Annotated in this window: 24 protein-coding genes and 2 tRNA genes; 1 reads left to right on the top strand and 25 read right to left on the bottom strand. The window is 39.9% G+C overall.

The window, feature by feature from the left end; genetic code table 11:
- Positions 1-20: 20 nt before the first annotated feature.
- From QM867_RS00130 to QM867_RS00100, 7 genes are all read right to left on the bottom strand, one after another.
- Positions 21-917 carry a DNA polymerase III subunit delta' gene (locus QM867_RS00130; protein ID WP_414314861.1) on the bottom strand — a complete coding sequence of 299 codons (897 nt, stop codon included), beginning with the start codon at positions 915-917 and terminating at the stop codon, positions 21-23.
- Positions 914-1,552 carry a dTMP kinase gene (gene tmk / locus QM867_RS00125; RefSeq protein ID WP_414314860.1) on the bottom strand — a complete coding sequence of 213 codons (639 nt, stop codon included), beginning with the start codon at positions 1,550-1,552 and terminating at the stop codon, positions 914-916. The genes QM867_RS00130 and tmk overlap by 4 nt, the downstream gene beginning before the upstream one ends.
- Positions 1,553-1,671: 119 nt before the next feature.
- Positions 1,672-2,469 carry a pyrroline-5-carboxylate reductase gene (proC, locus tag QM867_RS00120; RefSeq protein WP_281335438.1) on the bottom strand — a complete coding sequence of 266 codons (798 nt, stop codon included), beginning with the start codon at positions 2,467-2,469 and terminating at the stop codon, positions 1,672-1,674.
- Between the two features lie 3 nt (positions 2,470-2,472).
- Positions 2,473-3,735, bottom strand: coding sequence for a glutamate-5-semialdehyde dehydrogenase (locus tag QM867_RS00115; RefSeq protein WP_414314859.1), 1,263 nt, complete (start codon positions 3,733-3,735; stop codon positions 2,473-2,475).
- 9 nt (positions 3,736-3,744) lie between these two features.
- Positions 3,745-4,854, bottom strand: coding sequence for a glutamate 5-kinase (gene proB / locus QM867_RS00110; protein ID WP_414314858.1), 1,110 nt, complete (start codon positions 4,852-4,854; stop codon positions 3,745-3,747).
- A 157-nt stretch (positions 4,855-5,011) separates the two neighbouring features.
- Positions 5,012-6,208 (bottom strand): elongation factor Tu, encoded by a 1,197-nt coding sequence (gene tuf, locus QM867_RS00105; RefSeq protein ID WP_001040718.1) that lies wholly within the window; start codon positions 6,206-6,208, stop codon positions 5,012-5,014.
- A gap of 413 nt (positions 6,209-6,621) precedes the next feature.
- Positions 6,622-7,731 carry an AI-2E family transporter gene (locus QM867_RS00100; RefSeq protein WP_414314857.1) on the bottom strand — a complete coding sequence of 370 codons (1,110 nt, stop codon included), beginning with the start codon at positions 7,729-7,731 and terminating at the stop codon, positions 6,622-6,624.
- Between the two features lie 106 nt (positions 7,732-7,837).
- Here QM867_RS00100 and pbp3 point away from each other — a divergent pair, with 106 nt between their 5' ends.
- Positions 7,838-9,079: a D-alanyl-D-alanine carboxypeptidase PBP3 gene (gene pbp3, locus QM867_RS00095; protein WP_414314856.1), complete on the top strand. Its 1,242-nt coding sequence runs from the start codon at positions 7,838-7,840 to the stop codon at positions 9,077-9,079.
- Positions 9,080-9,115: 36 nt separating this feature from the next.
- Here the strand turns inward: pbp3 and QM867_RS00090 are convergent, their stop codons facing one another.
- The 18 genes from QM867_RS00090 to QM867_RS00005 all read right to left on the bottom strand — a co-directional run bounded on the left by QM867_RS00090 (position 9,116) and on the right by QM867_RS00005 (position 25,861).
- Positions 9,116-10,513 carry an APC family permease gene (locus tag QM867_RS00090; RefSeq protein WP_414314855.1) on the bottom strand — a complete coding sequence of 466 codons (1,398 nt, stop codon included), beginning with the start codon at positions 10,511-10,513 and terminating at the stop codon, positions 9,116-9,118.
- 282 nt (positions 10,514-10,795) lie between these two features.
- Positions 10,796-12,208 (bottom strand): Fe-S cluster assembly protein SufB, encoded by a 1,413-nt coding sequence (gene sufB / locus QM867_RS00085; RefSeq protein ID WP_000797050.1) that lies wholly within the window; start codon positions 12,206-12,208, stop codon positions 10,796-10,798.
- A gap of 57 nt (positions 12,209-12,265) precedes the next feature.
- Positions 12,266-12,706, bottom strand: a complete 441-nt coding sequence (sufU, locus tag QM867_RS00080; protein ID WP_153197539.1) for a Fe-S cluster assembly sulfur transfer protein SufU — start codon at positions 12,704-12,706, stop codon at positions 12,266-12,268.
- A complete protein-coding gene (locus QM867_RS00075) occupies positions 12,693-13,919 on the bottom strand; it encodes a cysteine desulfurase (protein WP_414314854.1) in 1,227 nt (408 codons plus the stop codon). Before QM867_RS00075 ends, sufU begins: the two co-directional genes overlap by 14 nt.
- Positions 13,920-13,929: 10 nt before the next feature.
- On the bottom strand, positions 13,930-15,192 hold the full coding sequence (sufD, locus tag QM867_RS00070; protein ID WP_084945975.1) for a Fe-S cluster assembly protein SufD: 1,263 nt from the start codon (positions 15,190-15,192) through the stop codon (positions 13,930-13,932).
- Between the two features lie 27 nt (positions 15,193-15,219).
- Positions 15,220-15,990 (bottom strand): Fe-S cluster assembly ATPase SufC, encoded by a 771-nt coding sequence (gene sufC, locus QM867_RS00065; RefSeq protein ID WP_049503774.1) that lies wholly within the window; start codon positions 15,988-15,990, stop codon positions 15,220-15,222.
- 153 nt (positions 15,991-16,143) lie between these two features.
- Positions 16,144-16,338, bottom strand: coding sequence for a DUF3272 family protein (locus QM867_RS00060; RefSeq protein ID WP_049503772.1), 195 nt, complete (start codon positions 16,336-16,338; stop codon positions 16,144-16,146).
- Positions 16,339-16,360: 22 nt separating this feature from the next.
- Positions 16,361-18,025: a DNA polymerase III subunit gamma/tau gene (gene dnaX / locus QM867_RS00055; RefSeq protein ID WP_414314853.1), complete on the bottom strand. Its 1,665-nt coding sequence runs from the start codon at positions 18,023-18,025 to the stop codon at positions 16,361-16,363.
- The gene (locus QM867_RS00050) at positions 18,025-18,522 is read right to left on the bottom strand and encodes a GAF domain-containing protein (protein ID WP_414314852.1); all 498 of its coding nucleotides are present in this window, start codon (positions 18,520-18,522) and stop codon (positions 18,025-18,027) included. The genes dnaX and QM867_RS00050 overlap by 1 nt, the downstream gene beginning before the upstream one ends.
- 84 nt (positions 18,523-18,606) lie before the next feature.
- Positions 18,607-19,809: a 30S ribosomal protein S1 gene (rpsA, locus tag QM867_RS00045; protein WP_001001618.1), complete on the bottom strand. Its 1,203-nt coding sequence runs from the start codon at positions 19,807-19,809 to the stop codon at positions 18,607-18,609.
- Positions 19,810-19,971: 162 nt separating this feature from the next.
- Positions 19,972-20,043 (bottom strand) — tRNA-Gln (locus QM867_RS00040).
- Positions 20,044-20,052: 9 nt separating this feature from the next.
- Positions 20,053-20,133 (bottom strand) — tRNA-Tyr (locus tag QM867_RS00035).
- Between the two features lie 49 nt (positions 20,134-20,182).
- Entirely contained in the window at positions 20,183-20,413 is a 231-nt protein-coding gene (locus QM867_RS00030; RefSeq protein WP_000037108.1) for a DUF2969 domain-containing protein, read from the bottom strand.
- A 134-nt stretch (positions 20,414-20,547) separates the two neighbouring features.
- Positions 20,548-21,192 (bottom strand): pyroglutamyl-peptidase I, encoded by a 645-nt coding sequence (gene pcp / locus QM867_RS00025; RefSeq protein WP_153224840.1) that lies wholly within the window; start codon positions 21,190-21,192, stop codon positions 20,548-20,550.
- Positions 21,193-21,205: 13 nt separating this feature from the next.
- Positions 21,206-22,129, bottom strand: a complete 924-nt coding sequence (locus QM867_RS00020) for a DUF979 domain-containing protein (RefSeq protein WP_153224839.1) — start codon at positions 22,127-22,129, stop codon at positions 21,206-21,208.
- Positions 22,126-22,815, bottom strand: coding sequence for a DUF969 domain-containing protein (locus tag QM867_RS00015; protein ID WP_045763732.1), 690 nt, complete (start codon positions 22,813-22,815; stop codon positions 22,126-22,128). The genes QM867_RS00020 and QM867_RS00015 overlap by 4 nt, the downstream gene beginning before the upstream one ends.
- A gap of 34 nt (positions 22,816-22,849) precedes the next feature.
- Positions 22,850-24,817 carry a peptide ABC transporter substrate-binding protein gene (locus tag QM867_RS00010; protein WP_075231267.1) on the bottom strand — a complete coding sequence of 656 codons (1,968 nt, stop codon included), beginning with the start codon at positions 24,815-24,817 and terminating at the stop codon, positions 22,850-22,852.
- A 21-nt stretch (positions 24,818-24,838) separates the two neighbouring features.
- Entirely contained in the window at positions 24,839-25,861 is a 1,023-nt protein-coding gene (locus QM867_RS00005) for a branched-chain amino acid aminotransferase (protein ID WP_075227703.1), read from the bottom strand.
- Positions 25,862-26,110 lie beyond the last annotated feature (249 nt).

Raw genomic sequence — 26,110 nt, 5'->3', positions numbered from 1 at the left:
GCCCTTTCTATAATCTATCTTTACTTTAAATTTTTTTGTAAAACCAGGTATTCCAAAGCGTTTTGAAAGCTAACATTGGCCCGCCACATTTTACGAGTTTGGACGAGATTTTGCAAGATGTTCCGCGCAGAAACATTGAGAATCTCTTGACCAGCTAGTACCTCTAAAATCCTGAGCACGTAATCTTGCTTTTCTTTATCATCAGCCAGACTCGTTAGTTTCGCAACTTGCAAGTAAGATTCTTTTTTATGAGCTAAAAGCCAAGAAAAAAGGCGTTCACTTTCATCGACTAGTGTCCAAAATCCTGCTTGATGGACAAGCTTATCAGCCTCCGCCTGAGATTGACTAAACTGAGCCAATAGCTTAGCTTTATTTTTTACTAAACCAGCCTCTTCAAGCTGTGACATTAAAGTAGAGACTTGCTTCTTAAATTGGAAAATCTGTGTCCGACTTCGAATCGTTGGTAACATCTGTTCCTCATCATCGGTCAAAAAGAAAATATAAATCTCACTTTGTGGCTCTTCAATAACCTTCAAGAGTGAATTTGCAGCATTCACATGCATTTTTTCTGCTTGTTCGATGATAAAGACCTGACGTTGATTTTCAATACCAGACTGGGAAAATTGACCAACTAATTCTCGAATACGCTCCGTCTTAATAACTTGATTCAAAGGTTTAATTATGGTCACATCAGGAAACTCTTCCTGCTCAATCAATTTACAATTCCGACATTTTTCACAAGGAAAAACACCAGTTTTCTCACTACAAAAGAGACTTTTAGACAAAAAAAGGGCCATCTCTAAACTTCCAAAATTACCTGAAAAGAGATAGGCGTGATTGAGTTGCCCTTGCTCCAAGATATGGACAAAACGTTCAAATTGTAGAGGTTGACAAGCTCTTAATTGCTCTTGCTTCATCTCCTTAATCCCATCCTATCAAAAAGTAGCTGTTGCGTATTTTTAATCACTTGATCAAGTGGTAGGCTAGCATCGATTTTTTCGATGCGATTTCCTTCTCTTTCAAGAAGAGAAAGGTAACCTTGACGAACTTTTCGGTGTAGATCCAGACCTTCCATGTCCAAACGATTGACTTCCCGATTACTGTTGGCAGCAATACGTGCCAGTCCCTCTTCGACCTCAATATCAAAATAAAGAGTCAAATCAGGTTTCAGTCCATCAGTCGCAAATTCATTAAGCCAATCAATGGCATCGATATCTAAACCACGCCCAAAGCCCTGATAAGCAACAGAACTATCGATAAAGCGATCCATGATAACCAGTTTTCCAGCTGCAAGTGCTGGTAAGACCTTTTCCACCAAGTGTTGTCGACGACTAGCAATATAGAGGAGAAGCTCAGTCTTAGGATCCATTTCAGTGTGACTAGGATCTAGGATAACTTCGCGAATTTTTTCTCCAATTAAGACCCCACCTGGTTCGCGCGTTGTTAAAACTTCTACTCCCCTATTCTCTAATACAGGGATTAGGGCTTCAAGAACGCTTGTTTTTCCTGCTCCCTCTGGTCCCTCAAGAGAGACTAAAAATCCTTTTGACATGTCTGACTCATTTCTATTTTTCTCTCTTCTATTCTATCAAAAAAATGGGGATTTGTGAAAAGCTTTTTTCATTTCCTTCTTTGTAAGAAAAAAAGAGGGTGAGTTTTAACACTCACCTCTTATTTACCTAATTCTTGAGTTTTTTTGTAGGCTTGGTTGACAGCATCCATAACGGTTCCTCTAAAAGCATGTTCTTCTAGACTTGCTACACCAGCAATGGTCGAACCTCCAGGGCTGCAAACTTGGTCTTTTAAGACTCCAGGATGTTGCTGACTTTCTAGTACCATTTGACCTGCACCAACTACTGTTTGAGCCGCCATTTTCAGAGCCATTTCTCGTGGCAATCCTGTCTGAACACCTGCATCCGCCAAGGCTTCGATAAATAGATAGACAAAGGCTGGTCCACAGCCTGCAAGCCCTGTTGCTGCATCTATTAAAGCATCGCTTAATTCAACTAACTGGCCAGCCTTGGCTAACAGTTGACAAAATAGTTCATTGTCTTCTGGATGACAATTTGCAGACAAGGCATAACTAATCACTCCTTGCCCAATAGCAACAGGGGTATTAGGCATAATACGAATAATCCTATGGTGACTTGGAAGAAGACTAGCAAGTTTTTCCAAGGTCAAACCAGCAGCCATGGAAATCAAAAGAAGACTTTCTCGTTTCTCAAGGACTGGCTGATATTGAGAAAGCAGTTCTGAGAACTGTGCTGGTTTAACTCCTAGAAAAATCACATCTGCTTCTGCAAAGATTTCGTCATTGCTAGAAGCCAGACCACCATAATTGGCAATAAAAGCATCCACCTTAGCTTGACTACGATTAGCAAGGAGAATCTGATGACTAGTTTTTGCCTGCAAGACTACCTTAGCTAAACTAGCACCCATATTTCCCAAACCTATAAATCCAATCTTCATCTCTTACTCCCTTATCTGTCCGTCACCAGTAACTACATACTTATAGCTAGTCAATTCTTTTAAGCCCATTGGACCACGCGCATGCAGTTTCTGAGTAGAAATCCCCATTTCACAACCAAGACCAAATTGGCCACCATCGGTGAAACGAGTTGAAGCATTGACATAGACAGCTGCAGAGTCCACTTGATCTGTAAAGAAAGTTGCAGCTTCAGCATTTTCCGTCATAATGGCATCCGAATGATGGGTACTGTGGGCTTCGATATGCTCAACCGCTTCTTCTAAACTGCTCACGACCTTAACCGCTAGGATATAGTCTAAAAACTCGGTGTCAAAGTCTTGGGCCTCAGCTGCTTGACCTGAAACGAACCGACTTGCTTTCTCATCCAAACGCAATTGAATTGGTTCCAACCCAGCTTCTTTTCGATTCTCAACCAGCACTTGCTCCAAGCGAGGAAGGAAGCTTGCTGCCTTGTCTTCATGAACCAGCAGAACCTCCATGGCATTACAAACAGAAGGACGACTTGTTTTAGCATTATTGATGATAGACAGAGCCTTGTCTTCATCTGCATCCTTATCCACATAAACATGGACAATCCCAGTCCCTGTCTCGATAACTGGCACAATAGCATTCTCAACGACGGCATTGATTAAGCCAGCCCCTCCACGAGGAATAAGAAGATCTAGATAACCCTTAGCCTTCATCATGGCATAACTACTTTCACGGCTAGTATCTTCTACTAATTGAATGACGTCTGGATGAATGGTGGTAGTTTCCAAGCCCTTCTTCAAGGCTGTAACAATAGCATGAGCTGTTTGGTAGGCATCCTTACCGCTACGAAGAACAACTGCATTTCCACTCTTGAGAGCAAGGGCAGCTGCATCAGAAGTCACATTTGGACGACTTTCATAGATAATGCCAATAACACCCATAGCCACACGCTTCTTAGTAATGACCAAACCATTTTCAAGCTGACTTGTTTCTAGGACTTCACCGATTGGATCTGGTAAAGCAACCACATCACGAATGCCTGTTGCCATCGCTTGGATACGACTTGCATCCAAATAAAGACGATCGAGCATCACATCTGAGATTTTGCCTTTGGCTACTTCCATATCGCGAGCATTAGCCGCTAAAATCTCCTCAGTAGCTGTCAATAAGTGATCGGCCATAGCTAGCAAGGCTTGGTTTTTTACTGTTTCACTAGCAGTATTGATGGTTTTTTTAACTGCCTGTACCAGTTCAAATTGTTCTTGTGTACTTACCATAGTTTACCTCTAAAATTCTGTAAAGAGTAGTTGGATTTCAGGCGTAATGGAAATCCAGTCATCACGGTGAATCAAGACCCCCTTAGCTTTTTGAGAACGTAACATATCCTCCAAAGCAGATGCCCCAAATTGCACGCGTCCTTTCCCAAGTGATTTTCCAGTTTCCTTATCAAATACCGTTACAATATCACCATAAGAAAAATTGCTCTCAACATCTACAACTCCTGATAAAAGGAGACTCTTTCCATGTTGAGAGAGGGCTTCTGCCGCCCCTTTATCAACCCAAATTGCTCCCTGACTTTTGGCATAAAAGGCTAGCCATTGTTTCTGGGTACGAAGTCCCTTTTCTTGTGCAACAAAGAAAGAACCATCAAGAGTTTCTTCAGCTGCTTCAATTAAAGCATCAGGTTTTAAGGAAGAACAGATATATACGGGAACACCTGACTCAGTTGCAATGGTAGCAGCTTTTATTTTCGTCAACATACCACCTGTTCCATTTGAAGATCCAGCACCACCAGCCATATCTATAATTTCTCGATTGATGGTCTCAATTCTCTCCAGACGTTTAGCTCTTGGATCCGAGTTAGGATTACCAGTATAAAGACCGTCTACATCTGTTAAGAGGACCAAAAGATCTGCCTGCACCATTGCTGCAACCTGAGCACTGAGCGTATCATTATCCCCGACCTTGAGTTCATCAATAACGACACTGTCATTTTCATTGATAATAGGAATCGCACCACGATTAAGCAGGACTGACAAAGCTTGATGAGCATTTTTATAACGTCGCTTATCGACAAAATCATCCTGAGTTAGCAAGATTTGCGCTGAAACAATCTGTCTTAAGAGCAAATTTGTTGTATATTCTTCCAGAAGCAATCCTTGACCAACTGCAGCTGAAGCCTGCTTATCCGCAATCTTGGTCGGTCGTTTTTTAAATCCTAAGGCTCCAAAACCTGCTGCAACAGCCCCAGAAGATACCAAAATCAGCTCATGACCTGCTTCATGCAGCATTGCAAGCTGTTGTGTGATAGCTTTTACTTTACTGCGAGATAAACTTCCATCTTTATGTGTCAAGGATGAAGTTCCCACTTTAAATACGATACGCTTGTACTTCATATTTTTCTCCAAATTTAATATTTAACCATTTTACCATGATTTTATGAAATTGTAAAAAAGTAACTCTCTCACTTTTGATCACAAAAAAAGAACCTTGCATAGCAAGATTCTTTTAGTGTCTGACTTAAATAATTGTTCTTCTGGGAACTAAATCGAATTAAGCTTCGATTTCTGTAACCATACCTGAACCAACAGTACGTCCACCCTCACGGATAGAGAATGTAGTACCTTGTTCTACGGCGATTGGGTGGATCAACTCAACGTCGATTGTCACGTTATCACCTGGCATTACCATTTCAGTACCTGCTGGAAGTTCGATTGAACCTGTAACGTCAGTAGTACGGAAGTAGAATTGTGGACGGTAGTTGTTGAAGAATGGAGTGTGACGTCCACCTTCTTCTTTAGTAAGGATGTAAACTTCACCTTTGAATTTAGTGTGTGGGTTGATTGAACCTGGTTTAGCGATAACTTGTCCACGTTCGATTTCGTCACGTTGAACACCACGAAGAAGGACACCTACGTTGTCTCCTGCAAGACCTTCGTCAAGTTGTTTACGGAACATTTCAACACCAGTAACAACAGCTTTTTTAGTTTCTTCTTTGATACCAACGATTTCGATTTCATCGTTGACACGAACAGTACCACGGTCGATACGTCCTGAAGCAACTGTACCACGTCCAGTGATTGAGAATACGTCTTCGACTGGAAGAAGCAATGGTTTGTCAGTGTCACGTTCTGGTTCTGGGATGTACTCATCAACAGTGTTCATCAATTCCATGATGATATCTTCGTATTTAGAGTCACCTTCAAGAGCTTTAAGAGCTGAACCTTGGATAACTGGAAGATCGTCACCTGGGAAGTCGTATTCTGAAAGAAGGTCACGGATTTCCATTTCAACCAATTCAAGCAATTCTTCGTCGTCAACCAAGTCGATCTTGTTCATGAAGACGATAAGGTGTTTAACACCAACCTGACGTGAAAGAAGGATGTGCTCACGAGTTTGTGGCATTGGTCCGTCAGTTGAAGCTACTACAAGGATAGCTCCGTCCATTTGAGCGGCACCAGTGATCATGTTTTTAACGTAGTCCGCGTGTCCTGGAGCGTCGATGTGAGCATAGTGACGTTTTTCAGTTTCGTACTCAACGTGCGCAGTGTTGATTGTGATACCGCGTTCGCGTTCTTCTGGAGCAGCATCGATAGACGCATAGTCTTTAGGTTGGTTAACTGCTGAAGGCAAGCGACGTGCCAAAACAGTTGTGATAGCTGCAGTTAGGGTAGTTTTACCGTGGTCAACGTGTCCGATAGTACCAATGTTAACGTGTGGTTTACTACGATCGTATTTTTCTTTTGCCATTTGAGTAAAAGCCTCCAATAAAATATATTTTATAGATAGACAGTAGGCAATACAGTCTAACTTTCCTTACTATTTTATCAAATTTCAGCTAAATTGCAAGTGTTTTACAAAGTTTTTGTGAATTATTCTTATTCTCGCTCTACTTCCTCTATCAATTTATTTAAAATATCTATAAATAGGCTTATTTTAGCAAAAGGCGATAGACCATAATTCGATAACCCAAGTCTGAATTTCCTATTTTCAGCCCCGAAAGACTTCAATCATTCAGTTGTTTGTAAAAAGTTGTGTATTGAAAAAATTAAAGTTTCATCATAAGAGATTAGAGAGTTTTAAAACCAATAAAAAGTTTGATCAACTACAGCGCCAAAGATACAATGATCAAAAAAAGGTCGGGATTTTTTATCCCGACATCTTTATTCTGATAGATGTTTCTTAACTTCTTGTGCTTCCTTATGATTTTCATACAGTCGCGCTAAGAATTTAGCAATCTCTTTTAAAATGGAATAGGTTGGAACAGCAACAATCATCCCAATCACACCATAAATATTACTTGATAATAAAAGCAAGACTAAAATAGTAATCGGGTGAACCTTCATAACCCCACCCACAATACGTGGATATAAAATATTTCCATCAACTTGCTGAATAATCAACATATAAATGACAGCAATAATCATTTTATGAGGATCGGTGAAGAGATTTGAGATGATCATTGGAATCAAGCCAATGCTTGGTCCTACATACGGAATCAAATTAGCCAATCCAGAAAAAATGGCGAAGACCAAGGCATATCTTAGACCAATCACACTATAACCGATAAAAGCTAAACATCCAATAATAACTGCATCTATAGACACTCCACTAATGTAACGAGAAATAGTTGTATTTAGGTTTGTCAATAAACCAGATATGTTCAATTTATCTCGTTTTAATATAGTTCTTTCTAGCATGGGTAAAAATTTATGCCCATCAAGTAATAAGTAAATCAAGAAAACTGGTGTCATGATGATAATCAATACAGTGCTTACGAGTGCAGATAGAACACTTCCAACACTATTTGTCACACTGTTCAAGATATTTTGCAAAATATCAACATAAGAGAGGTTCAGTTGCTGAATAGTTTGTTGGATATCTAGATTTTGCTGGGCTGGATGTTTTGATAACTCAATGACTAAATCTTGAAGACGACCGTAAATGTTTTGACTCGAGTAAATTAAGCTACTTAACTGATTAATCAAAATCGGCAGCAGATAAACAAAACTAAGTACGAGTGCACAAACTAAGGCACAAAGGGTTAACAAAATCCCAATGATTCGATTGATTTTACATTCCTTCTCTAAAAAGATAACAATTGGGTTGGTTAGGTAATACAAAAATCCTCCCAATAAAAAAGGGATCATAATTGTATTCAGCACACTTACAAAGGGTGTGATAATAGCACCCATTTCTTTCCATAGATAGAAAATTAAGGTTATTAGTAGAATTTCAGTTGTCCAGAAGAATAGTTTGTTTCTCCGAAACATAGGCCACCTCCTCTTTTCCCTATTTTACCATATTTCAAAAAAAGATTGATAGCCTTCATCATAAAAACAAGAATATTTTTTGTCTTTATGATAGAATAAAGTTACTATGAAGAAATTATTTTTAACATTAATCACGCTTATTTCATTTGGTTCTGCTACTACTGTTTTTGCTCAGGATTTTGATGTCGCAGCAAAACATGCCATCGCTGTTGAGGCTAACAGTGGTAAGATTTTGTATGAAAAAGATGCGACCCAACCGGTTGAAATTGCCTCTATCAGTAAACTACTTACCGTTTACCTAGTATATGAAGCTCTAGAGCAAGGCAAAATCACTCTTTCTACTCCTGTAGAAATCTCAGATTATCCTTACCAGCTCACTACTAATTCTGAAGCGAGTAACGTTCCTATGGAAGCTCGTAACTACACAGTTGAGGAATTGCTAGAAGCTACTCTGGTATCCAGTGCTAACAGTGCAGCCATTGCCCTAGCTGAAAAAATTGCTGGCTCTGAAAAAGACTTCGTTGATATGATGAAGGCCAAACTACTGGAATGGGGGATTCAAGATGCTACCCTCGTCAATACAACTGGTCTTAACAATGAAACTCTTGGGAATAATATCTATCCTGGTTCTAAGAAAGATGATGAAAATAAATTGAGCGCTTATGATGTTGCTGTCGTTGCTCGCAACCTCATCCTCAAGTATCCTCAGGTCTTAGAAATCACCAAGAAACCTTCTTCGACTTTCGCTGGTATGACCATTAATTCTACTAACTATATGTTGGAGGGAATGCCTGCCTATCGTGGGGGTGTTGATGGACTTAAAACTGGTACGACTGATAAGGCTGGAGCATCCTTTGTAGGTACTACAGTCGAAAAAGGAATGCGTATCATTACTGTTGTTTTAAATGCTGACAACCAAGATACCAATCCATATGCACGCTTTACAGCTACTTCTTCTCTCTTAGATTATATTTCCTCTACCTTTGCTCTCCAGACCATCGTCAAGCAGGGTGAAAGTTATGAGGATAGTAAAAGTCCTGTTTTAGATGGAAAAGATGACACAGTCACAGCGGTCGCAAAAGAAGATATCAAGATCGTACAACGTCTGGGTAGTCGTACACAATCAACTATTACTTACACAGCAGACACGACTGAACACACTGCTCCACTAGAGGCAGGAACTGTCGTTGGACATTTGACTTATGAAGACAAGGATCTAGTTGGTCAAGGATACATTACAACTGACAAACCTAGTTTTGAGATGGTCGCAGAAAAAAATGTCGAAAAAGCCTTCTTCTTAAAAGTTTGGTGGAATCGCTTCATTCGTTTTGTTAACGAGAAGTTATAAAAAATCGAAAAATCGCGAATTTCGCGATTTTTTTCTTTATTCATTTTCATCTAGAGTTGAATGTTTATAGCCATAAGTAAAGTAGATAAGAATTCCAATTAACAAGGCAATTCCAAATGCCATCCATGTTTCAAGGGTATACTGAAGCATAAATGAAAGGCAGATTAGAATAGACAAGATTGGTAAAAAAGGAACCAGAGGAGTTTTGAACTCGCCCTCTTTGGGCATCCCCTTGTCTTTTCTCAATTTGATGATCCCATAGGCTAGGAGAATGAGATAGGCTAAGGTGCAGATATTGAGAAAGGCTGCGATACTTGCCAGTGGGAAAATTCCCGCTGCAATCGCTGAAACAACACCTGTTAAAATGGTTGCATTCTTAGGGACGCGACTAGTCTTGGTCACTTCTTTAAAGCTTTGAGGTAATAGTCCATCACGTGCCAAACTATAAATCATTCGAGACAAGGCGTAAGTCATGGAAATACATACCGTAATCAAAGTAAAAATTGCAACGAGTGAAACATAATTAGCTGCCCAACCAATACCGATACTTCTCAGAGAAAAAGCTACTGCATCATCAACATTGAGCTTGCTATAATGAACGATACCTGTCAATATCAAGGTAACCAAAGCATACAGAATGGTTACAATGGTTAAGGATAAAACAATCCCACGTGGAATATTCTTTTGTGGACTTTGAATTTCATCAACTGCCATCGAAATGGACTCAAAACCTAAGAATCCAAAGAACATGAGTGAAGCACCTGCCATAATTCCAGTGCTTCCACCGTAAATTTGACCAAAACCAAATGGTGCAAAATCTGACCAATTTTCAGGTTTAATGTACCAAATTCCAACTAGGATAAATAAGGCAAGAGCAGAAAATTTTAAAACGACAAGAATAGAATTAAAACGAAGAGCTGCTTTCGAATTTAAAAGTACAACACCTGTAACAAGTAGAATTACTAAAATCGGTAAAAGATCAATATAAGTACCATGTTCAGGATTAAAAGTTCCATTCAAGGCTTGTGGCAAGGAAATTCCATAATGGCTAAGCAAACCTTTAAAATAGGCCGCCCAACCAGAAGCAACACCAGAAACAGCTGTCATAAATTCCATGATAGTCAGCCAACCTGCAATCCAGGCTGGAAATTCTCCTAAAATTGCATATAAATAACTATATGCTCCACCCGTTGCAGGAACACGAGAAGCAAATTCTGCAAAAAAGAGCGCTGATAAGGAAACGCAGATAGCTGAAATTACAATAGATACAACAAGAGCAGGCCCCGCTAATGTTGCTGCAGCAGTTCCTGTAATCGTAAAAATACCTGTTCCCACCATAGCACCAATTCCCAAGAGAATTAAGTCCCATAGTTTTAAATGGCGATGCATTTCTGTTTTACCTAGACTAACGTCTTTGGTTCTAAAAATATTCATCATTCATCTCCCAATTTATAAGATTGTATTATTTTATCATATATAAGGATTTTTGTGAATATTTATTAGCATTTTTCATCAAAAAAACTGAGAGTGGGACAGAAATCAGTAATTCGTTAGAATTCGATTTCGTCGTCCCACCTCCGCACAGTTGAGTAGGGCTGTAAAAGCTGATGAAATCAGCGTAGTAGAGCCCACTCAACCACTGCGTCTTGCTCAACAATCCAAAGACAATTGAGAGGCTAGGACTTTTGTCCCAGCCTCAGTTTCTGTTCATAAAGTTTATCCGACAGATCCTTCCATTTCATAGCTAATCAAGCGGTTGAGCTCAACAGCATACTCCATCGGAAGTTCTTTAGTGAAGGGTTCAACAAATCCCATGACAATCATCTCAGTTGCCTCAGATTCTGACAATCCACGGCTCATGAGGTAATAAAGTTGTTCTTCAGAAATCTTAGATACCTTAGCTTCGTGTTCCAAAGCTACTTGCGAGTTATGAATTTCATTAAATGGAATAGTATCTGATGCTGACAAGTCATCCATAATAATGGTATCACACTCGATGTGAGAAACAGATTTCTTAGAATTTTTATTAAAGGTTACCTGTCCACGGTAGTCAACCTTTCCTCCGCCTTTAGCGATGGATTTAGACACGATAGACGAGCTTGTATGTGGAGCATTGTGGATCATCTTAGCACCTGTGTCTTGGTGTTGTCCTGCATTGGCAAAGGCGATAGAGAGCATAGTACCACGCGCCCCTTCTCCATCTAGGTAAACAGATGGGTATTTCATAGTCGTTTTTGCACCCAAGTTCCCATCAATCCACTCAACAGTAGCATCTTTTTGAGCCTTAGCACGCTTAGTAACCAAGTTATAAACGTTATCAGACCAGTTTTGGATGGTTGTATAACGCATATAAGCTCCATCCAAGGCAAAGATTTCTACGATGGCAGCGTGCAAACTGTTACTTGAATAAGTAGGTGCAGTACATCCTTCTACGTAGTGGACACTTGCTCCCTCATCAACGATAATCAAGGTACGTTCAAACTGACCTGTATTTTCGTTGTTAATACGGAAGTAAGTTTGAAGTGGGATATCAACCTTAACCCCTTTTGGTACGTAGATAAAGGTTCCACCAGACCACACTGCTGAGTTGAGGGCAGCCAACTTGTTATCTGTTGGCGGTACCAACTTAGCAAAGTATTGTTTAAACAAGTCTGGGTATTCCTTGAGGGCAGAATCCGTATCTGTAAAGATAATCCCCAATTTCTGGAACTCTTCCTTCATGTTGTGGTAAACCACTTCTGACTCATACTGGGCAGAGGCACCTGCTAGATAGGCACGCTCAGCTTCTGGAATCCCGATACGTTCAAAGGTTTCTTTGATTTTTTCAGGAACGTCATCCCATGAACGAGCTGGTTTATCAGATGGTTTTTGGTAGTAAATCAAGTCATCAAAATCAATCTCTGACAAGTCTGCTCCCCAAGTTTGCATGGGCATTTTTTTGAAGGTTTCATAAGACTTCAAACGGAATTCTAACATCCACTCAGGTTCTCCCTTTGCAGCTGATAGTTCACGAATAACATCTTCATTCAATCCTTTTCCTGTCGATAGGACAGGCTCTACATCATCATGGAAACCAAATTTATACTCACCAAGGTCAATTGGTTTTGGTTCTACTCTTTCTTCAGCCATAATATCCTTTCTTTCATTCTTCATTTCTACTGATTCATAAGGCAAAAGAAACTTGCCTTACTTATTTTCTTGATTTTCAATTGTTTTCTTCAGGGCATTCCAAGCTAGGGTTGCACACTTGATTCGTTGAGGAAATTTGGCAACACCTGACAAGAAGGCTGCATCGCCTAGTTTGTCTTGGCGTTCATCTTTTTGCCCTTGAACCATCTCAGAAAAAATAATCGCAAGTTCTAAGATTTCTTGTTTGGTCTTTCCCAAAACTGCATCTGTCATCATACTAGCAGAGGCAGTTGAGATGGTACAGCCTGAGTTTAGAAAAGCGATATCCTCCAATCGATCTTCTGCATCAAACTTGACAGAGAGATTGATGACATCTCCACAGGTTGGGTTGTTGAGACTGATTTGCTCAGCATCTTCCAACTTTCCTTGGTGATGTGGATTTTTCGAATGGTCCGCTACCACTGCCATATAAAGGCTATCTAGTTTAGAAAGTGCCATTGAAAAACTCCTTTGTCTTTTTTAAAGCATCGACTAGCTTGTCGCAATCTGCCTTGGTATTGTAGATATAAAAACTTGCGCGAGCTGTTGCTGGGACATCCAAATACTGAAGCAAGGGTTGGGCGCAGTGGTGACCTGCTCGAACAGCCACTCCTTCATAATCCAAAGCAGTCGCAAGGTCGTGAGGATGAAGGTCGCCTAGGTTAAAGGCAATGACACCTGAACGTTGAGTCAAGTCCTGTGAACCATAAATGGTCAGTCCTTCAATCGCCTGCAGTTTTGGATAGACGTATGCGATTAATTCCTGTTCATGAGATTCAATGGCATCCATACCGATGTTTTCTAGATAATCCACTGCAGCAGCAAGTCCGATAGCACCTGCCATGTTAGGAGTTCCAGCCTCGAATTTCCAAGGCAATTCCTTCCAGCTTGCAGATTGTTCATAAACGAAATCAATCATCTCGCCACCAAACTCCACCGGTGACATTTGTTCCAGATACTTTTCTTTGCCATAAAGAACACCGATGCCTGTCGGACCAGCCATCTTGTGACCTGAGAAAGTAAAGAAATCTACATCCAAGTACTGGACATCAATCTTCATATGCGGTGTAGACTGAGCACCATCCACCACCATAATAGCTCCAACTTCATGAGCCATTTGAGTGATTTCCTTGATAGGATTAACCACACCAAGAACGTTTGATGCGTGAGCTAGTGAAACAAATTTAACTTTGTCAGTCAATTTAGAACGCAAGTCTTCCATATCCAGAGCTCCATCCTTGAGATAGACAAAGACCAGCTCAGCTCCAGTCTTACGACAGACTTCCTGCCAAGGAATGATGTTGGAATGGTGTTCCATGACAGAAATCAAGACCTGGTCTCCCTCAGTCAGAACTTCCCCAGCAAAGCGCGCTACCCAGTTGAGACTAGTTGTGGTACCTCTGGTAAAGAGAACTTCCTTTGTTGAGCCTGCATTGATAAACTTACGAATAGTTTCACGAGCAGCCTCATAGGAAGCTGTCGCACGTTCAGCCAAGGTATGAACCCCACGATGAACATTGGCATTATCCTGCTTATAGTAGCGATTAATGGCTTCCAGAACTGCTAGTGGTTTTTGTGTCGTCGCGGCATTATCCAGATAAACCAGAGGTTCATCGTTGACAATCTGGTCTAAAATTGGAAAATCCTTACGAATCACTTCTACATCTAACATAGGCTTCCCCTTAGCGTTTTGACAATTTTTCTTCGATAGTTGCAATCATTTCATCACGAACTTCCTTGACTGGAATCTCAACGATAACTGAACCAAGGAAACCACGGACAACCAAGCGTTCTGCAGTTGCCTTATCCAAGCCACGGCTCATGAGGTAGTACATATCTTCTGGATCTACCTGACCGATAGAAGCCGCGTGACCTGCAGTAACGTCATTTTCATCAATTAAAAGAATTGGGTTAGCATCTGAACGCGCTTGGTCTGAAAGCATGAGAACACGACTTTCTTGTTGCGCATCTGCTCCCTTAGCACCCTTGATAATGTGGCCAATACCATTGAAGGTCAAAGTTGCTTTTTCAAGGATAACCCCATGTTGAAGGATATTACCGATAGAGTTGCAACCATAGTTAGTCACTCGCGTATCAATTCCTTGTACCTGACGACCACTTGAAAGAGCTACGACTTTAAGGTCGGCATGGCTACCGTTACCAATCAAGTCACTATCAAAATCCGCAACGACATTTCCTTCGTTCATGACACCGATAGCCCAGTCAATGCTTGCATCGTTGCCTAATTTACCACGGCGGCTAATGTAGGCAGTGACATTCTCACCAAGACGATCAATTGCAGCAAATTTCACTTGAGCACCAGAACGTGCAATCACTTCAACAGTGATATTAGCAGTCGCCTTAGCACTCCCCTCACCGCGTGATTCTAAACGTTCGAGGTAGCTGATTTTAGAGTTTTTACCTGCAATGATCAGAATATGCTTGTTAAATGGCACATCGCTATCGCTGTCTTGGTAGAAAATACCTTCAATTGGTTCTGTGATTTCTACGTTATCAGGGATATAGAGAACAGCACCACTGTTAAAGTACGCAGTGTGATAAGCTGCCAACTTGTCATCGTCATACTTAACAGATGACATGAAGAATTCTTCGATCAGCTCTGGAATTTCTTCTAAAGCTGAATGGAAGTCTGTAAAGACCACTCCTTGTTCAGCCAACTCAACTGGAGTTTGTTCAAAAACAGTCTGGGTTCCTACTTGCACCAACTTCAAGTGATTGTCTAGAGCAGTGAAGTCAGGGACATTTGCTGACGGTTCACTTTCTGTAATAGTTCCATCACCCAGATTCCAACGGTGGAATTTGACACGCTCAATGACTGGCAATTCTAGGCTCTCAATCTTGTCAAAAGCTTTTTGACGGAGATCAGCCAACCAGCTTGGTTCGGCGTGCATTTCTGAAAAAAGTTTAATAGTTTCTTTAGTCATTTACTTCTCCTAAAAGATACGAGGGAATTACAATTCTTCCTTGTAGTCGTAGCCAAGTTCTTCAGCTAGTTTTGCGTATCCTTCACGTTCCAAACGCGCAGCCAATTCTGGACCACCAGAAAGGACAACACGCCCTTCCATCATCACATGTACCACGTCTGGTGTGATGTAGTTCAAAAGACGTTGGTAGTGAGTGATAATCATAGCACCAAAGCCTTCACCACGCATAGCATTCACACCTTTAGATACAACTTTAAGAGCGTCAATATCAAGACCTGAGTCAATCTCATCAAGAAGAGCAAAAGTTGGTTCCAACATCAAGAGTTGAAGAATTTCGTTACGTTTTTTCTCACCACCTGAGAAACCTTCGTTGAGGTAACGCTCTGCCATTTCTTCTTTCATGTTGAGCAATTCCATTTTTTCGTCTAGCTTAGTGATAAACTCACGCACTGAAATCTTCTCATCATCTTCTTTACCAGCATTTATAGCTGCACGAAGAAACTCAGCGTTGGTAATTCCAGGAATTTCTGATGGATATTGCATAGCAAGGAAAAGTCCCATACGCGCACGCTCGTCCACTTCCAATTCAAGGATATTTACGCCATCAAACAAGACTTCACCTTTGGTTACTTCATAGTTAGGATTTCCCATAATAGCGGCAGAAAGAGTTGATTTACCAGTACCATTTGGTCCCATGATAGCTGCAATCTCTCCTGTTTTAAGAGTCAGATTGACCCCTTTTAAAATTTCTTTTCCTTCAATTTCAACGTGAAGATCTTTGATCTCTAATACTGACATGATAGTTCCTTTCTTTTTCAATCCGTTTTACCATTTTTGCTAGAAAATTGTCCTTATTTTTCTAGTAAAAAACGATAAAATGTCAATAAATATACTTTAATAGTATAACAAAAAAAAGCCTAAAAGGCTTTAATTTTGTCTAGAAGCTGAGGGTTACTTCTTTCCTCGAAAATGGTCATCAATAGCGTTGACAATTTTACCCATAATATAGCTGACTCTAAAATTTCTTAGAATTAAAATAGCCCAAAGCAAGGCCATAATATACCGTTGCTCCATGATGGATTCATTAAGGAAATAGGTCTCAGCAGCAGTAAATAAGGCCATGATTATAAATTGTTGTCTGTTCATCGTATTATGTCACAATATCCTTTTAGTCTTCTTCTATGGTCACTTTATCCGCTAGAAATTCAAATCCTTGAGGAAGGACAGATTCTTCCACTTCTTCCTTAACTGGTTGACCTTGTGACGATTTAGCCTTAGCTGAGAAATCAGCCCTGACTTCTTTCCATTCTTCCATGGAAATAGCAAGAATCTCTGGTGAAAATCCCGCTGCTTGACTAAGGATATTGCCAAACATGGTGTTCAGATTATCACGTTTCATGGTTTGGCCAGCATTGAAGTTAGATTCAAATGCAAGAATCGCGTGGTGCTCATTAGCCGCAACAGGTTGAGAACCGACTAAAAGTGCCTTATCTGGACCTGACAAGCTTTCAATAACTTCTCCCCAAGCATTTTGGAGACGGATTAGATTTTGACGGGCTAAATCAGGATTTTCAACAGCTTCTTGAAGAATAGACTGAACCTTATTGCGATCTACGCGATAAATTGACTTGCTGTTAACTGGGCGACTTGGTGCTGGTGTGGCCTGCTTGGGACTTGTATTAACATTTGCTAGAGCCTGTTTCAATCGTGCAACTTCTTCTCTTAGTGTTGCCAATTCACCAGCGACTTGACCTGTTATTTCAGGCTTAACTTCAAGCTCAGCTAGACGAATGGTCATCATTTCAGCATAAATCTTAGGCTGTAAGCTAGCCTTGATATCAGCTAAACTACTTGTTGTAATTCCAATCATCTCGAACAAAACAGCCTGTGAAAGACCTAGGTTATCCTTAAAGAGATCACTATAGTGAGTATTCTCCCCACCAGTTTGGACAATCAAAATATCTCGTAAATACTGCAACAAATCCGTTACAAATCGTGTCATGCTCTTTCCGTTATCAAAAATCAAATCAAGATTTTCCAAAGCACGAGGCACATCCTTTTGTGCCAAAGCAGCCACATAATCGTCCAAAGCACTTAGACTAATGGTCCCCGTAATTTCCTCGGAAACAGCTGTTGTTAATCTAGCATCTTGAGTCAAGCTCAATGCTTGGTCTAAAATGGACAAAGCATCCCGCATACCACCTTCTGCTCTACGAGCGATAATCTCAACAGCCTCAGACTCATAATCAATCCCTTCCTTTTCTAAAATATGGAAGATATGGTCTCGAATATCCTGAGTCTTGATAGACTTAAATTCAAATCTCTGAACCCGAGATAAGATGGTTGCAGGAATCTTATGAAGCTCAGTCGTTGCCAAAATAAAGACTACATTTGGAGTTGGTTCCTCAAGAGTTTTCAAAAGGGCATTGAAGGCTCCTGTTGAAAGCATATGAACCTCATCAATGATATAGACCTTATACTGAGCTATACTTGGAGCATAGGTTGATTTATCACGGATATCACGAATTTCATCCACTCCATTGTTAGAGGCCGCGTCCATTTCGATAACGTCTTCCAAGCTACCGTCTGTTACAGCTTGACAGATATAACAGTTATTGCAAGGTTCTCCTCCCTCTTGATTAGGGCAGTTCATAGCCTTGGCAAAAATTTTGGCTACACTGGTTTTTCCAGTTCCACGAGGCCCTGAAAATAGATAGGCATGGCTAATCTTTTCCTGCTCTACGGCTTGTTTCAGAGTTTTTGCAACAATTTCCTGGCCTACTAACTGTGAAAATGTTTGACTTCTATATTTTCGATAAAGGGCCTGATACATTACGCTTTCTCCTCAAACATTGAAAAATTCCATTCGGTTTTCTCTAACAAAATAGCAACAAACTCTTCTAGATATTTCAGATCCAAGTCATCATAATCATCAACAAGAGATGAATCTAAATCTAGAACGCCCAGAAGACGTCCCTCTTTAACCATCGGCACAACAATTTCACTACGAGCACTACTATCACAAGAAATATAGTTTGGATAGGTTTTAACATCACCAACAATCACTGTTTGACGACTAGCTGCTGATTCGCCACAAACCCCTTTACCAAGAGAGATTCTCACACAAGAAACTCCACCTTGAAAAGGACCCAAGATAAGTTCATGTCCATCGAATAGGTAGAAACCTGCAAAAACAGTATTGGGAAAGTTTGTTTTTAGCAGAGCACTGGCATTTGATAGATTAGCCAACACATTGGGCTCTCCTTCTAAAAGATAAGAGAGCTGTTCATTTATTGTTTGATAAAGTGATTCTTTTTCTGAATATAACATAAAACCATTATATCAAAAAATGCTAGTAGAAAAAAGAAAAATCCTCTGTTTAAAAACAAAGGATTTTTTTCAAATTCGAATGAATTAAAGTTCGATGTCTCCGAACAAGTCAGCCATTGAGAATCCTGTTTGAGTTTCAGGAAGTTCAAAGTCACGTTTTTCTTGACGTTTTGGACGACGTGGACGTGGAGCGCGTTTTTCTTCTTTTTGTCCTTCTTCTTGAGCTGGACGTTCTTCAAGAGCCTTGATAGAAAGTGAAACGCGTTCTGCATCAGCGTTAACTTCAAGAACTTTAACTGTAACTTCTTGACCAACTTTAAGAGCTTCTTTTGGATTTTCAATACGTTTGTGTGAAATTTGTGATACGTGAACAAGTCCATCGATACCTGGCAATACTTCAACAAATGCACCGAAGTCAGTCAAACGTTTAACTGTACCTTCTACAACATCACCTTTAGCCAATTTTTGTTCAACGCCATCCCATGGTCCAGGTGTTGTAGCTTTAAGTGAAAGTGATACACGTCCTTCTTCTTCGTTAAGATCAAGGATTTTCACTTCAACTTCTTCACCAACAGTTACAACTGATTTTGGTGAAACGTTACGTTCGTGTGACAATTCAGTCAAGTGAACCAATCCGTCAACACCACCAAGGTCGATGAAAGCACCGAAGCTTGTGATACGAGCAACTTTACCAGTTACTACATCACCAACAGCCAATTTACCGAATACTTCAGCACGAGCTGCTGCTGTAGCTGCTTCTACAACTTCACGACGTGAAAGGATGAAGCGGTTTTCTTTAGGATCAACTTCTTTGATTTTAGCATCAAACTCTTGACCTACAAAACGCTCAGTGTTACGTACAAAACGAGTATCCAACATTGAAGCTGGGATAAATCCACGTACACCTTCAAATTCTACTGAAAGTCCACCCTTAACAGCGCGAGTTCCTTTAACTGTAACAACTTCTTCTTCACGTCCTACAAGTTTGTCCCATGCTTTGCGAGCTTCAAGGCGTTTTTTAGATACAAGGTATGTTACTGTATCAGTATCTTTACCAACTACTTGACGAAGTACAAGAACATCCAATACTTCACCTACTTTTACAAAGTCATTGATATCTGCATCGCGATCGTTTGTCAATTCGCGAAGAGTCAAGACACCTTCAACACCAGTTCCAGAGATTGCAACGTTAGCTTGAGTAGCATCAACTGTCAATACTTCAGCACTAACAACATCACCTGGCTCAACTTGGCTAACGCTATTTAGCAAATCTTCAAATTCGTTCATCTAAAAAATCCTCCAACAATCAAGTTTTTCTTAAACTTGACATACTTATAATTTTTTCCTAAGCACCCGCAAAGACATGTTATATCGTTCACGTCCTTCAATTATAAAAATAAAATACCCTAAGATATTTTTCTTTTTATCCTTGAATTTATTACCTAAGAACTGGGGTAGCTGGATTCGAACCAACGCATGAGGGAGTCAAAGTCCCTTGCCTTACCGCTTGGCTATACCCCAAAAGTGAAATGGAGAGAGAGGGATTCGAACCCCCGAACCCGAAGGAGCGGATTTACAGTCCGCCGCGTTTATCCTCTTCGCTATCTCTCCAATGTTCAACAAAAACTATTATATCATGAAAATTTACAAAAAACAAGCTTTATTTTGCTAAATTATAGTTTTCAATCAAAATTTCCACAGCTTTTTCAAGTTTTTTATAAAAACTATCGACATTTCCATTCTTTATGATCGCAAATTGATTGTCTAATTCGGCAATTTCACCAATAACCTTTTTACCAATCGTTAAAGTATACCCTTCATACTTTTCCTTACCAACTAAAACAGTTGCGTCTGTTAATTGAATTTCAATTTTTTTATCTTTTTTACTCATACGATACCTCTTTTCACTCTTCCTATTGTACAAGAAATTTAAAAAACTGGCAAGAAAAAACTCTTTATCAAGACAACCTTGATAAAGAGTTTTTGTGACAAAATTTTATTTTTTAATCTAGGGAAGATTCATTGTTAGTGGGTTGCCCCACCCACTAATTTTATGTCCTTATCTTTATAATCTACGATAGCACCAATCGCAGCTTCGATACCTCTGACGATATCAGGTAAACTCATAGATGCTGTATTAGGTTTATTGATCACCTGTTCTGTCATATAAGGAATATGCATAAAACCTGCTCTCATATGTGGAAACTTTTTATCTGCTAAATAGAGAGCCTGGTACATCAAATGATTACAAACAAAGGTTCCTGCTGTATTGGACACTGTAGCTGGTAGCCCTTCCTCTTTTACAGCTTGTACCATTGCTTTAATAGGGAGTGTGCTAAAATAGGCAGCTTCTCCATCTAGTCGAATAGGTGTGTCTATCGGCTGATTTCCTTGGTTATCTGGAATTCTAGCATCATCTTGATTGATAGCGACTCTCTCAGGTGTTAGACTCGCTCTTCCACCTGCCTGGCCGATGCAGAACACTACATCTGGCTGATATCGTTCAATTTCTGTTTCTAAAATCTCTGCTGATTTATAAAAGACCGTTGGGATTTCTGCCCAATAAACCTCAGCCCCATGGATTTCTTTCGGTAATAATTTAACAGCTTCCAAGGCTGGATTAACCTTTTCACCACCAAAAGGATCAAAACCTGTAACTAATATTTTCATTTTATTTCCTTTGCTAAAATGCCAAAAAGTACATCAAAAATACATGTATGATAATCATGATAATAGCTACTCCTACTTGCGCTTTGATAACGCCATTTGGATCTTTCATATCCAAAAGTACTACAGGTAAGGTATTGAAATTGGCAGCCATTGGGCTTAATAAAGTTCCACAACAACCTGCTGTCATAGCAAGAGCACCTGCCACGATTGGATCAGCTCCCAAGGCAAATACAAAGGGAACACCAATTCCAGCAGTAATAACAGTAAAGGCAGCAAAGGCGTTACCCATTATCATGGAGAATAGAACCATCCCAAGGACATAAGCTACCACACCCATAAAACGACTGCCCGATGGAACTAAACCACTTATCAAGTGAGAAATCAGGTCTCCAACTCCTGCTACGGTAAATATTGCCCCTAAAGCACCTAAAAGTTGAGGCACAATCCCACTGGTTGAAACTTGTTGCACCATGCGATTGTTTTCTGCTAACAAACTTCTAGGAGAACTCTTAGTAATCAATAAAAGAGAGATGGTTGCGAAAAATGCAGCAAGACTGATAGCAATCTTACTAAACTCAGGGATCATTTTTGCTAATACCAAAGCAATCAAAGCCATTAACATGACTGGAATAAAAATTTTATTCTTTAGTCGTTTAGCTTCAATATTTGCCTTGACTTCATCCAGAGACGGTAAGGTGCCGATACGAACCTGTTTAAAGAGAGTTAGCAGGGCTAATAGCACTACGATAACTCCAATACAGACAGAAGGTAGATAGGAACCACCGATAAAACTGATGCCCAATAAAGCCCAAAACCCAGCCGTTCCACATCGAACTGGGTTTGTTTTGTCTTTATAGCTACAATAGGCCGTGTGAAGGAATTGACAACCAATCACAATATAGGTCAACTCTAATAACTGTCTTGCTAGATTGGTCATTCTTCTTTCCCTTTACTAACCTTATTTGCTAGCAGTTTTCTATCAAACAGGTAATTGTAAATCCCAACTATAAATAGGGCAATTCCTGCAACTATAAGCGAAGCTGAAGCAATTCCTGCATAATTACTTTCGTAACCTAATTGGTCCAGTGTGCCCCCTATCAAGAGGACACCACCTGCACCAACGAAAGTGTTTTGAGCAAAGAAATTTGCGAAATTATCATTTGCTGCTGCACGCGCTTTTAGCGCTTCGCTCTCCTGCTCCGTTAATTTTCTACCTAATTGTGACTCTGCTGCTGCTTGTCCCATGGGTTGAACCAAAGGCCTTACAAACTGCGGATGTCCTCCTAGACGAATGGCAAAGAAACCATCAAGTTCCCGAAAAAAGAAATACACTGTATAAAAACTTCCAACTGTTAGTCCCTTTATCTTTTGAATCAAGTCAATCGAACGTTGCTTGAGGCCAAAAGTTTCAGATAAACCTACCAGTGGCAAGGTTACCATAAAAATCGTCAGAACTCGTTGATTACTAAATTCTTTTCCCAAAATTTCCAAGAACTCAACAAGAGAAACTCCAGAAACTAGAGCGGTAACTAAACTAGCTAAGACTACCGTTGCAATGGTATCTAATTTATAGATAAAACCAATCACAATGATAACTATCCCTATTAGTTTAATCCATTCCATATAGGCCCCTTTATTCCAAAAGTACTAGTCTGTTTTATTTGACATGACTTTCTAATTCTTTTTGGTATTTATTGTTTGATTCCAATTTTTCTTTTTGCCATTTTTCAAGAGCTGCTTGATATTCTTTAGCAGATACAATCTCTTTTTGCAATTTCATTCCCTTGAAGATGTATGGATCACCCTTAATACCAACTTGTGAGTATGGTTTAGAGAAAGGAACAATATTGCTGACAACTGGTGAACCACCTGATGAAGCTGTTGGCATCAAGAGAGAACTATCAGTGAGCCATGCTTGCGCTTTAGCATATTTTTCATATCTCTTATCCAAGTCATTTGTCTCAGAAACTGCATCATCCAAGAGTTTCTTATATTCGTCCAAACCTAGTTGAGCTACTACTTCCTTGTCTTTTCCTTTCGTAATACCAAGGTGTTTCATAGCAGAACCGGTCTTAGGATCCATGATATTGAGATAACTTGCTGGATCTTGGTAGCTTGGAGCCCATCCAGTACTGTTCAAGTCATAGTCTTTTTGAGCAGGAACACGTGCTTGAGATGTAATGCTTTCCTTCTCGTTATCAGTCATCTGAAGGACATCGATCACGACATTTTCAGAACCAAGAGTTGACTCGATTGATTGTTTGAAGGAATTGCTTTGTTGAACGGCAATGGTATCTGTTTGTTCAACTGGGACATCCAAGTGAATTGGGAAGGTTACACCTTTTGCTTCCAATTCTTTCTTAGCTTTTTCAAATGAAGCTTTGGCTTTGTCAGGATTGTAGATGGTATCTTTTCCGTCAACGAGCTCAACACCTTTCCATTGGTCTCCATAGTTGACCAATTCTTTTTGAGCGATATCACCAAAGTTTTTACCACCAGATTGTACAAAGTTATCTGGTACTAAGCTATTACGAATAATCTTATCCGCACCATCTTCACCATTGAGCTGGGCAGCATAAGAATGACGGTTGAAGGCAAAGTTGATTGCTTGACGGAAGTCCTTGTTCAACATTGCTTCTTTTGTAGAAGTTTTCTGTTCTTCACTTGTTTTCGCTGTCTTATTGAAAGATTGACGGTTTACGTTAAAGGTAAAGTAGTAACTAGTTGAATCCTGTGGGCTGTAAGTAATTTTATCTCCGTATTGTTCCAAAGTTGAGGCAAAGTTTGAGCTACTTGGGAAGAGGCGAGCTGTTGTGTAAACACCTGAAGAGAAGCTACGGATCAAGGATTCTTGGTCTGAACCATCATAGTAAGTTAATTTAACTTTCTCGATTTTAACCTTCTCTTTATCCCAATAATTTGGGTTCTTTTCATATTCGATTAAAGATTTTGAAGTCAATGTCTTCAAGATATATGGACCGTTATAAAGAATACCAGCTGGGCTGACCGTTCCGTAATTCTTACCTGATGCTTTGAGGAATTCTTCATTTACTGGTAACATAGTTGCTGAAGTTACTTTTGAATTCCAGAAAGTTTCAGGTGCATTTAGAGTGTACTCAACAGTATAGTCATCTACTGCCTTAACACCGACTGTAGAGAAATCATTAGTCTCACCAGTCATATATTCATTCAAGCCCTTGATTGAGTTTTGAATAAGAGTGACACCGTCTGATTTGCCATCAGCTACGTGTTTCAACCCTGTAACAAAATCATGCGCAGTTACTTCAGCGTATTCTTCACCTTCTGACGTGTACCATTTAACCCCTTTACGAAGTTTATAAGTATAAGTCAAACCGTCTTGTGAGACACTCCAATCCTCAGCGAGGGAAGGAATCAAATTTCCATATTCATCGTTTTCCAACAAACCATCAACAACGTTACCGATGATATCAGTTGTTGAAGTACGAGTTGCGATACTGTAGTCCAAAGATGATGGGTCTACTCCATAGACATAAGAGAAGGTTGTAGGCGCATCTGCTTCCTTGTCGGCTTTACCACAGGCTACAAGAAGAACTGCTGTACTCAGGACCACTCCTGCTGTTAACATCCACTTTTTCGTTTTCATAAAGATCTCCTTTAATAATTTTTAATCTACTTTTACAATCCAACCTTCTGGTGCTTCAATGTCACCAAATTGAATACCTGTCAATTCATCGTATAGTTTACGAGTCACTGGACCAACCTCTGTCTCACTGTAGAAAACGTGGAAGTCATCACCATGTTGGATTCCTCCAATTGGTGAGATAACTGCCGCAGTACCGCAGGCACCTGCTTCTACAAATCGAGCCAAGTTATCAATTGGTACATTTCCCTCAACAGGCTTCAAGCCTAAACGATGCTCTGCCAAGTAAAGCAATGAATACTTGGTAATCGATGGCAAAATTGACGGACTCAATGGGGTTACAAACTCATTATCAGCTGTAATTCCAAAGAAGTTCGCTGAACCGACTTCTTCAATCTTGGTGTGGGTTGATGGGTCTAGATAAATAACATCTGAGAAATGACGAGATTTAGCCATTTTTCCTGGCAAAAGACTAGCTGCATAGTTACCACCAACCTTGGCAGCTCCTGTTCCATTTGGTGCAGCACGGTCATACTCGTCTTGAATCAAGAAGTTTGTGGGAACCAATCCACCCTTAAAGTAATTTCCAACTGGCATAGCAAAGATGGTAAAAATATACTCCTCAGCTGGTTTTACCCCAATGATATCTCCAACACCAATCAAGAGCGGACGAAGGTAAAGAGTTCCACCAGTTCCATAAGGGGGTACATATTCTTCATTTGCACGAACAACGGCTTTACAAGCCTCTACAAACATTTCTGTTGGAACTTGTGGCATCAAGAGACGATCACAGGTACGTTGGAGTCGTTTAGCATTTTCATCTGGACGGAAGAGTTGAATACTGCCATCCTTTGTACGATAGGCTTTCAATCCTTCAAATGCTTGCTGTCCATAGTGAAGGCTTGGAGATGATTCTGAAATATGCAAGGTTGCATCTTCTGTTAATTCTCCTTGAGACCATTGTCCATTTTTAAAATTAGCGATATAACGATAAGGTAGTTTCATATAGGAAAAACCGAGATTTTCCCAATCAATCGTAACTGTCATGACAATCTCCTTTATTCTAATCAAGCTCTGTGTTCTATTCTACACTATTCTCCTAAAAATTCAAGTATTATTTGTAATTTTCTGAAAATTTTACTTATAAAAAATCAGTCACTAGGACTGATTCAGAACGAAGACAAACGTCATTTTTGGTGTTTGTCTTTTTCTGTTTTCAAAAATATGTTGTCTCATCATCTGATATTCCATTCAAAAATCGAATTTAGAACAAAATAAAAAGGGATATTCTCTATC

It is taken from the genome of Streptococcus infantis, from assembly GCF_047463635.1.
Lineage (GTDB): Bacteria > Bacillota > Bacilli > Lactobacillales > Streptococcaceae > Streptococcus > Streptococcus infantis_W.
The sequence above is the reverse complement of the archived record's forward strand: the minus strand, read 5'-3'. Positions and strand labels throughout refer to the sequence as shown.

Excerpts from the sequence above, each read along its gene's own strand:
- QM867_RS00090 (WP_414314855.1), bottom strand. The coding sequence starts at position 10,513 with ATGAATATTTTTAGAACCAAAGACGTTAGTCTAGGTAAAACAGAAATG.
- tuf (WP_001040718.1), bottom strand. The coding sequence starts at position 6,208 with ATGGCAAAAGAAAAATACGATCGTAGTAAACCACACGTTAACATTGGT.
- proC (WP_281335438.1), bottom strand. The coding sequence starts at position 2,469 with ATGAAGATTGGATTTATAGGTTTGGGAAATATGGGTGCTAGTTTAGCT.
- QM867_RS00115 (WP_414314859.1), bottom strand. The coding sequence starts at position 3,735 with ATGGTAAGTACACAAGAACAATTTGAACTGGTACAGGCAGTTAAAAAA.
- QM867_RS00005 (WP_075227703.1), bottom strand. The coding sequence starts at position 25,861 with ATGACAGTTACGATTGATTGGGAAAATCTCGGTTTTTCCTATATGAAA.
- tmk (WP_414314860.1), bottom strand. The coding sequence starts at position 1,552 with ATGTCAAAAGGATTTTTAGTCTCTCTTGAGGGACCAGAGGGAGCAGGA.
- sufC (WP_049503774.1), bottom strand. The coding sequence starts at position 15,990 with ATGTCAGTATTAGAGATCAAAGATCTTCACGTTGAAATTGAAGGAAAA.
- QM867_RS00020 (WP_153224839.1), bottom strand. The coding sequence starts at position 22,129 with ATGACCAATCTAGCAAGACAGTTATTAGAGTTGACCTATATTGTGATT.
- QM867_RS00030 (WP_000037108.1), bottom strand. The coding sequence starts at position 20,413 with ATGAGTAAAAAAGATAAAAAAATTGAAATTCAATTAACAGACGCAACT.
- pbp3 (WP_414314856.1), top strand. The coding sequence starts at position 7,838 with ATGAAGAAATTATTTTTAACATTAATCACGCTTATTTCATTTGGTTCT.
- dnaX (WP_414314853.1), bottom strand. The coding sequence starts at position 18,025 with ATGTATCAGGCCCTTTATCGAAAATATAGAAGTCAAACATTTTCACAG.
- pcp (WP_153224840.1), bottom strand. The coding sequence starts at position 21,192 with ATGAAAATATTAGTTACAGGTTTTGATCCTTTTGGTGGTGAAAAGGTT.
- QM867_RS00060 (WP_049503772.1), bottom strand. The coding sequence starts at position 16,338 with ATGAACAGACAACAATTTATAATCATGGCCTTATTTACTGCTGCTGAG.
- sufU (WP_153197539.1), bottom strand. The coding sequence starts at position 12,706 with ATGGCACTTTCTAAACTAGATAGCCTTTATATGGCAGTGGTAGCGGAC.
- QM867_RS00010 (WP_075231267.1), bottom strand. The coding sequence starts at position 24,817 with ATGAAAACGAAAAAGTGGATGTTAACAGCAGGAGTGGTCCTGAGTACA.
- QM867_RS00015 (WP_045763732.1), bottom strand. The coding sequence starts at position 22,815 with ATGGAATGGATTAAACTAATAGGGATAGTTATCATTGTGATTGGTTTT.
- proB (WP_414314858.1), bottom strand. The coding sequence starts at position 4,854 with ATGAAGTACAAGCGTATCGTATTTAAAGTGGGAACTTCATCCTTGACA.
- QM867_RS00075 (WP_414314854.1), bottom strand. The coding sequence starts at position 13,919 with ATGTTAGATGTAGAAGTGATTCGTAAGGATTTTCCAATTTTAGACCAG.
- sufD (WP_084945975.1), bottom strand. The coding sequence starts at position 15,192 with ATGACTAAAGAAACTATTAAACTTTTTTCAGAAATGCACGCCGAACCA.
- sufB (WP_000797050.1), bottom strand. The coding sequence starts at position 12,208 with ATGGCTGAAGAAAGAGTAGAACCAAAACCAATTGACCTTGGTGAGTAT.
- QM867_RS00130 (WP_414314861.1), bottom strand. The coding sequence starts at position 917 with ATGAAGCAAGAGCAATTAAGAGCTTGTCAACCTCTACAATTTGAACGT.
- rpsA (WP_001001618.1), bottom strand. The coding sequence starts at position 19,809 with ATGAACGAATTTGAAGATTTGCTAAATAGCGTTAGCCAAGTTGAGCCA.
- QM867_RS00100 (WP_414314857.1), bottom strand. The coding sequence starts at position 7,731 with ATGTTTCGGAGAAACAAACTATTCTTCTGGACAACTGAAATTCTACTA.
- QM867_RS00050 (WP_414314852.1), bottom strand. The coding sequence starts at position 18,522 with ATGTTATATTCAGAAAAAGAATCACTTTATCAAACAATAAATGAACAG.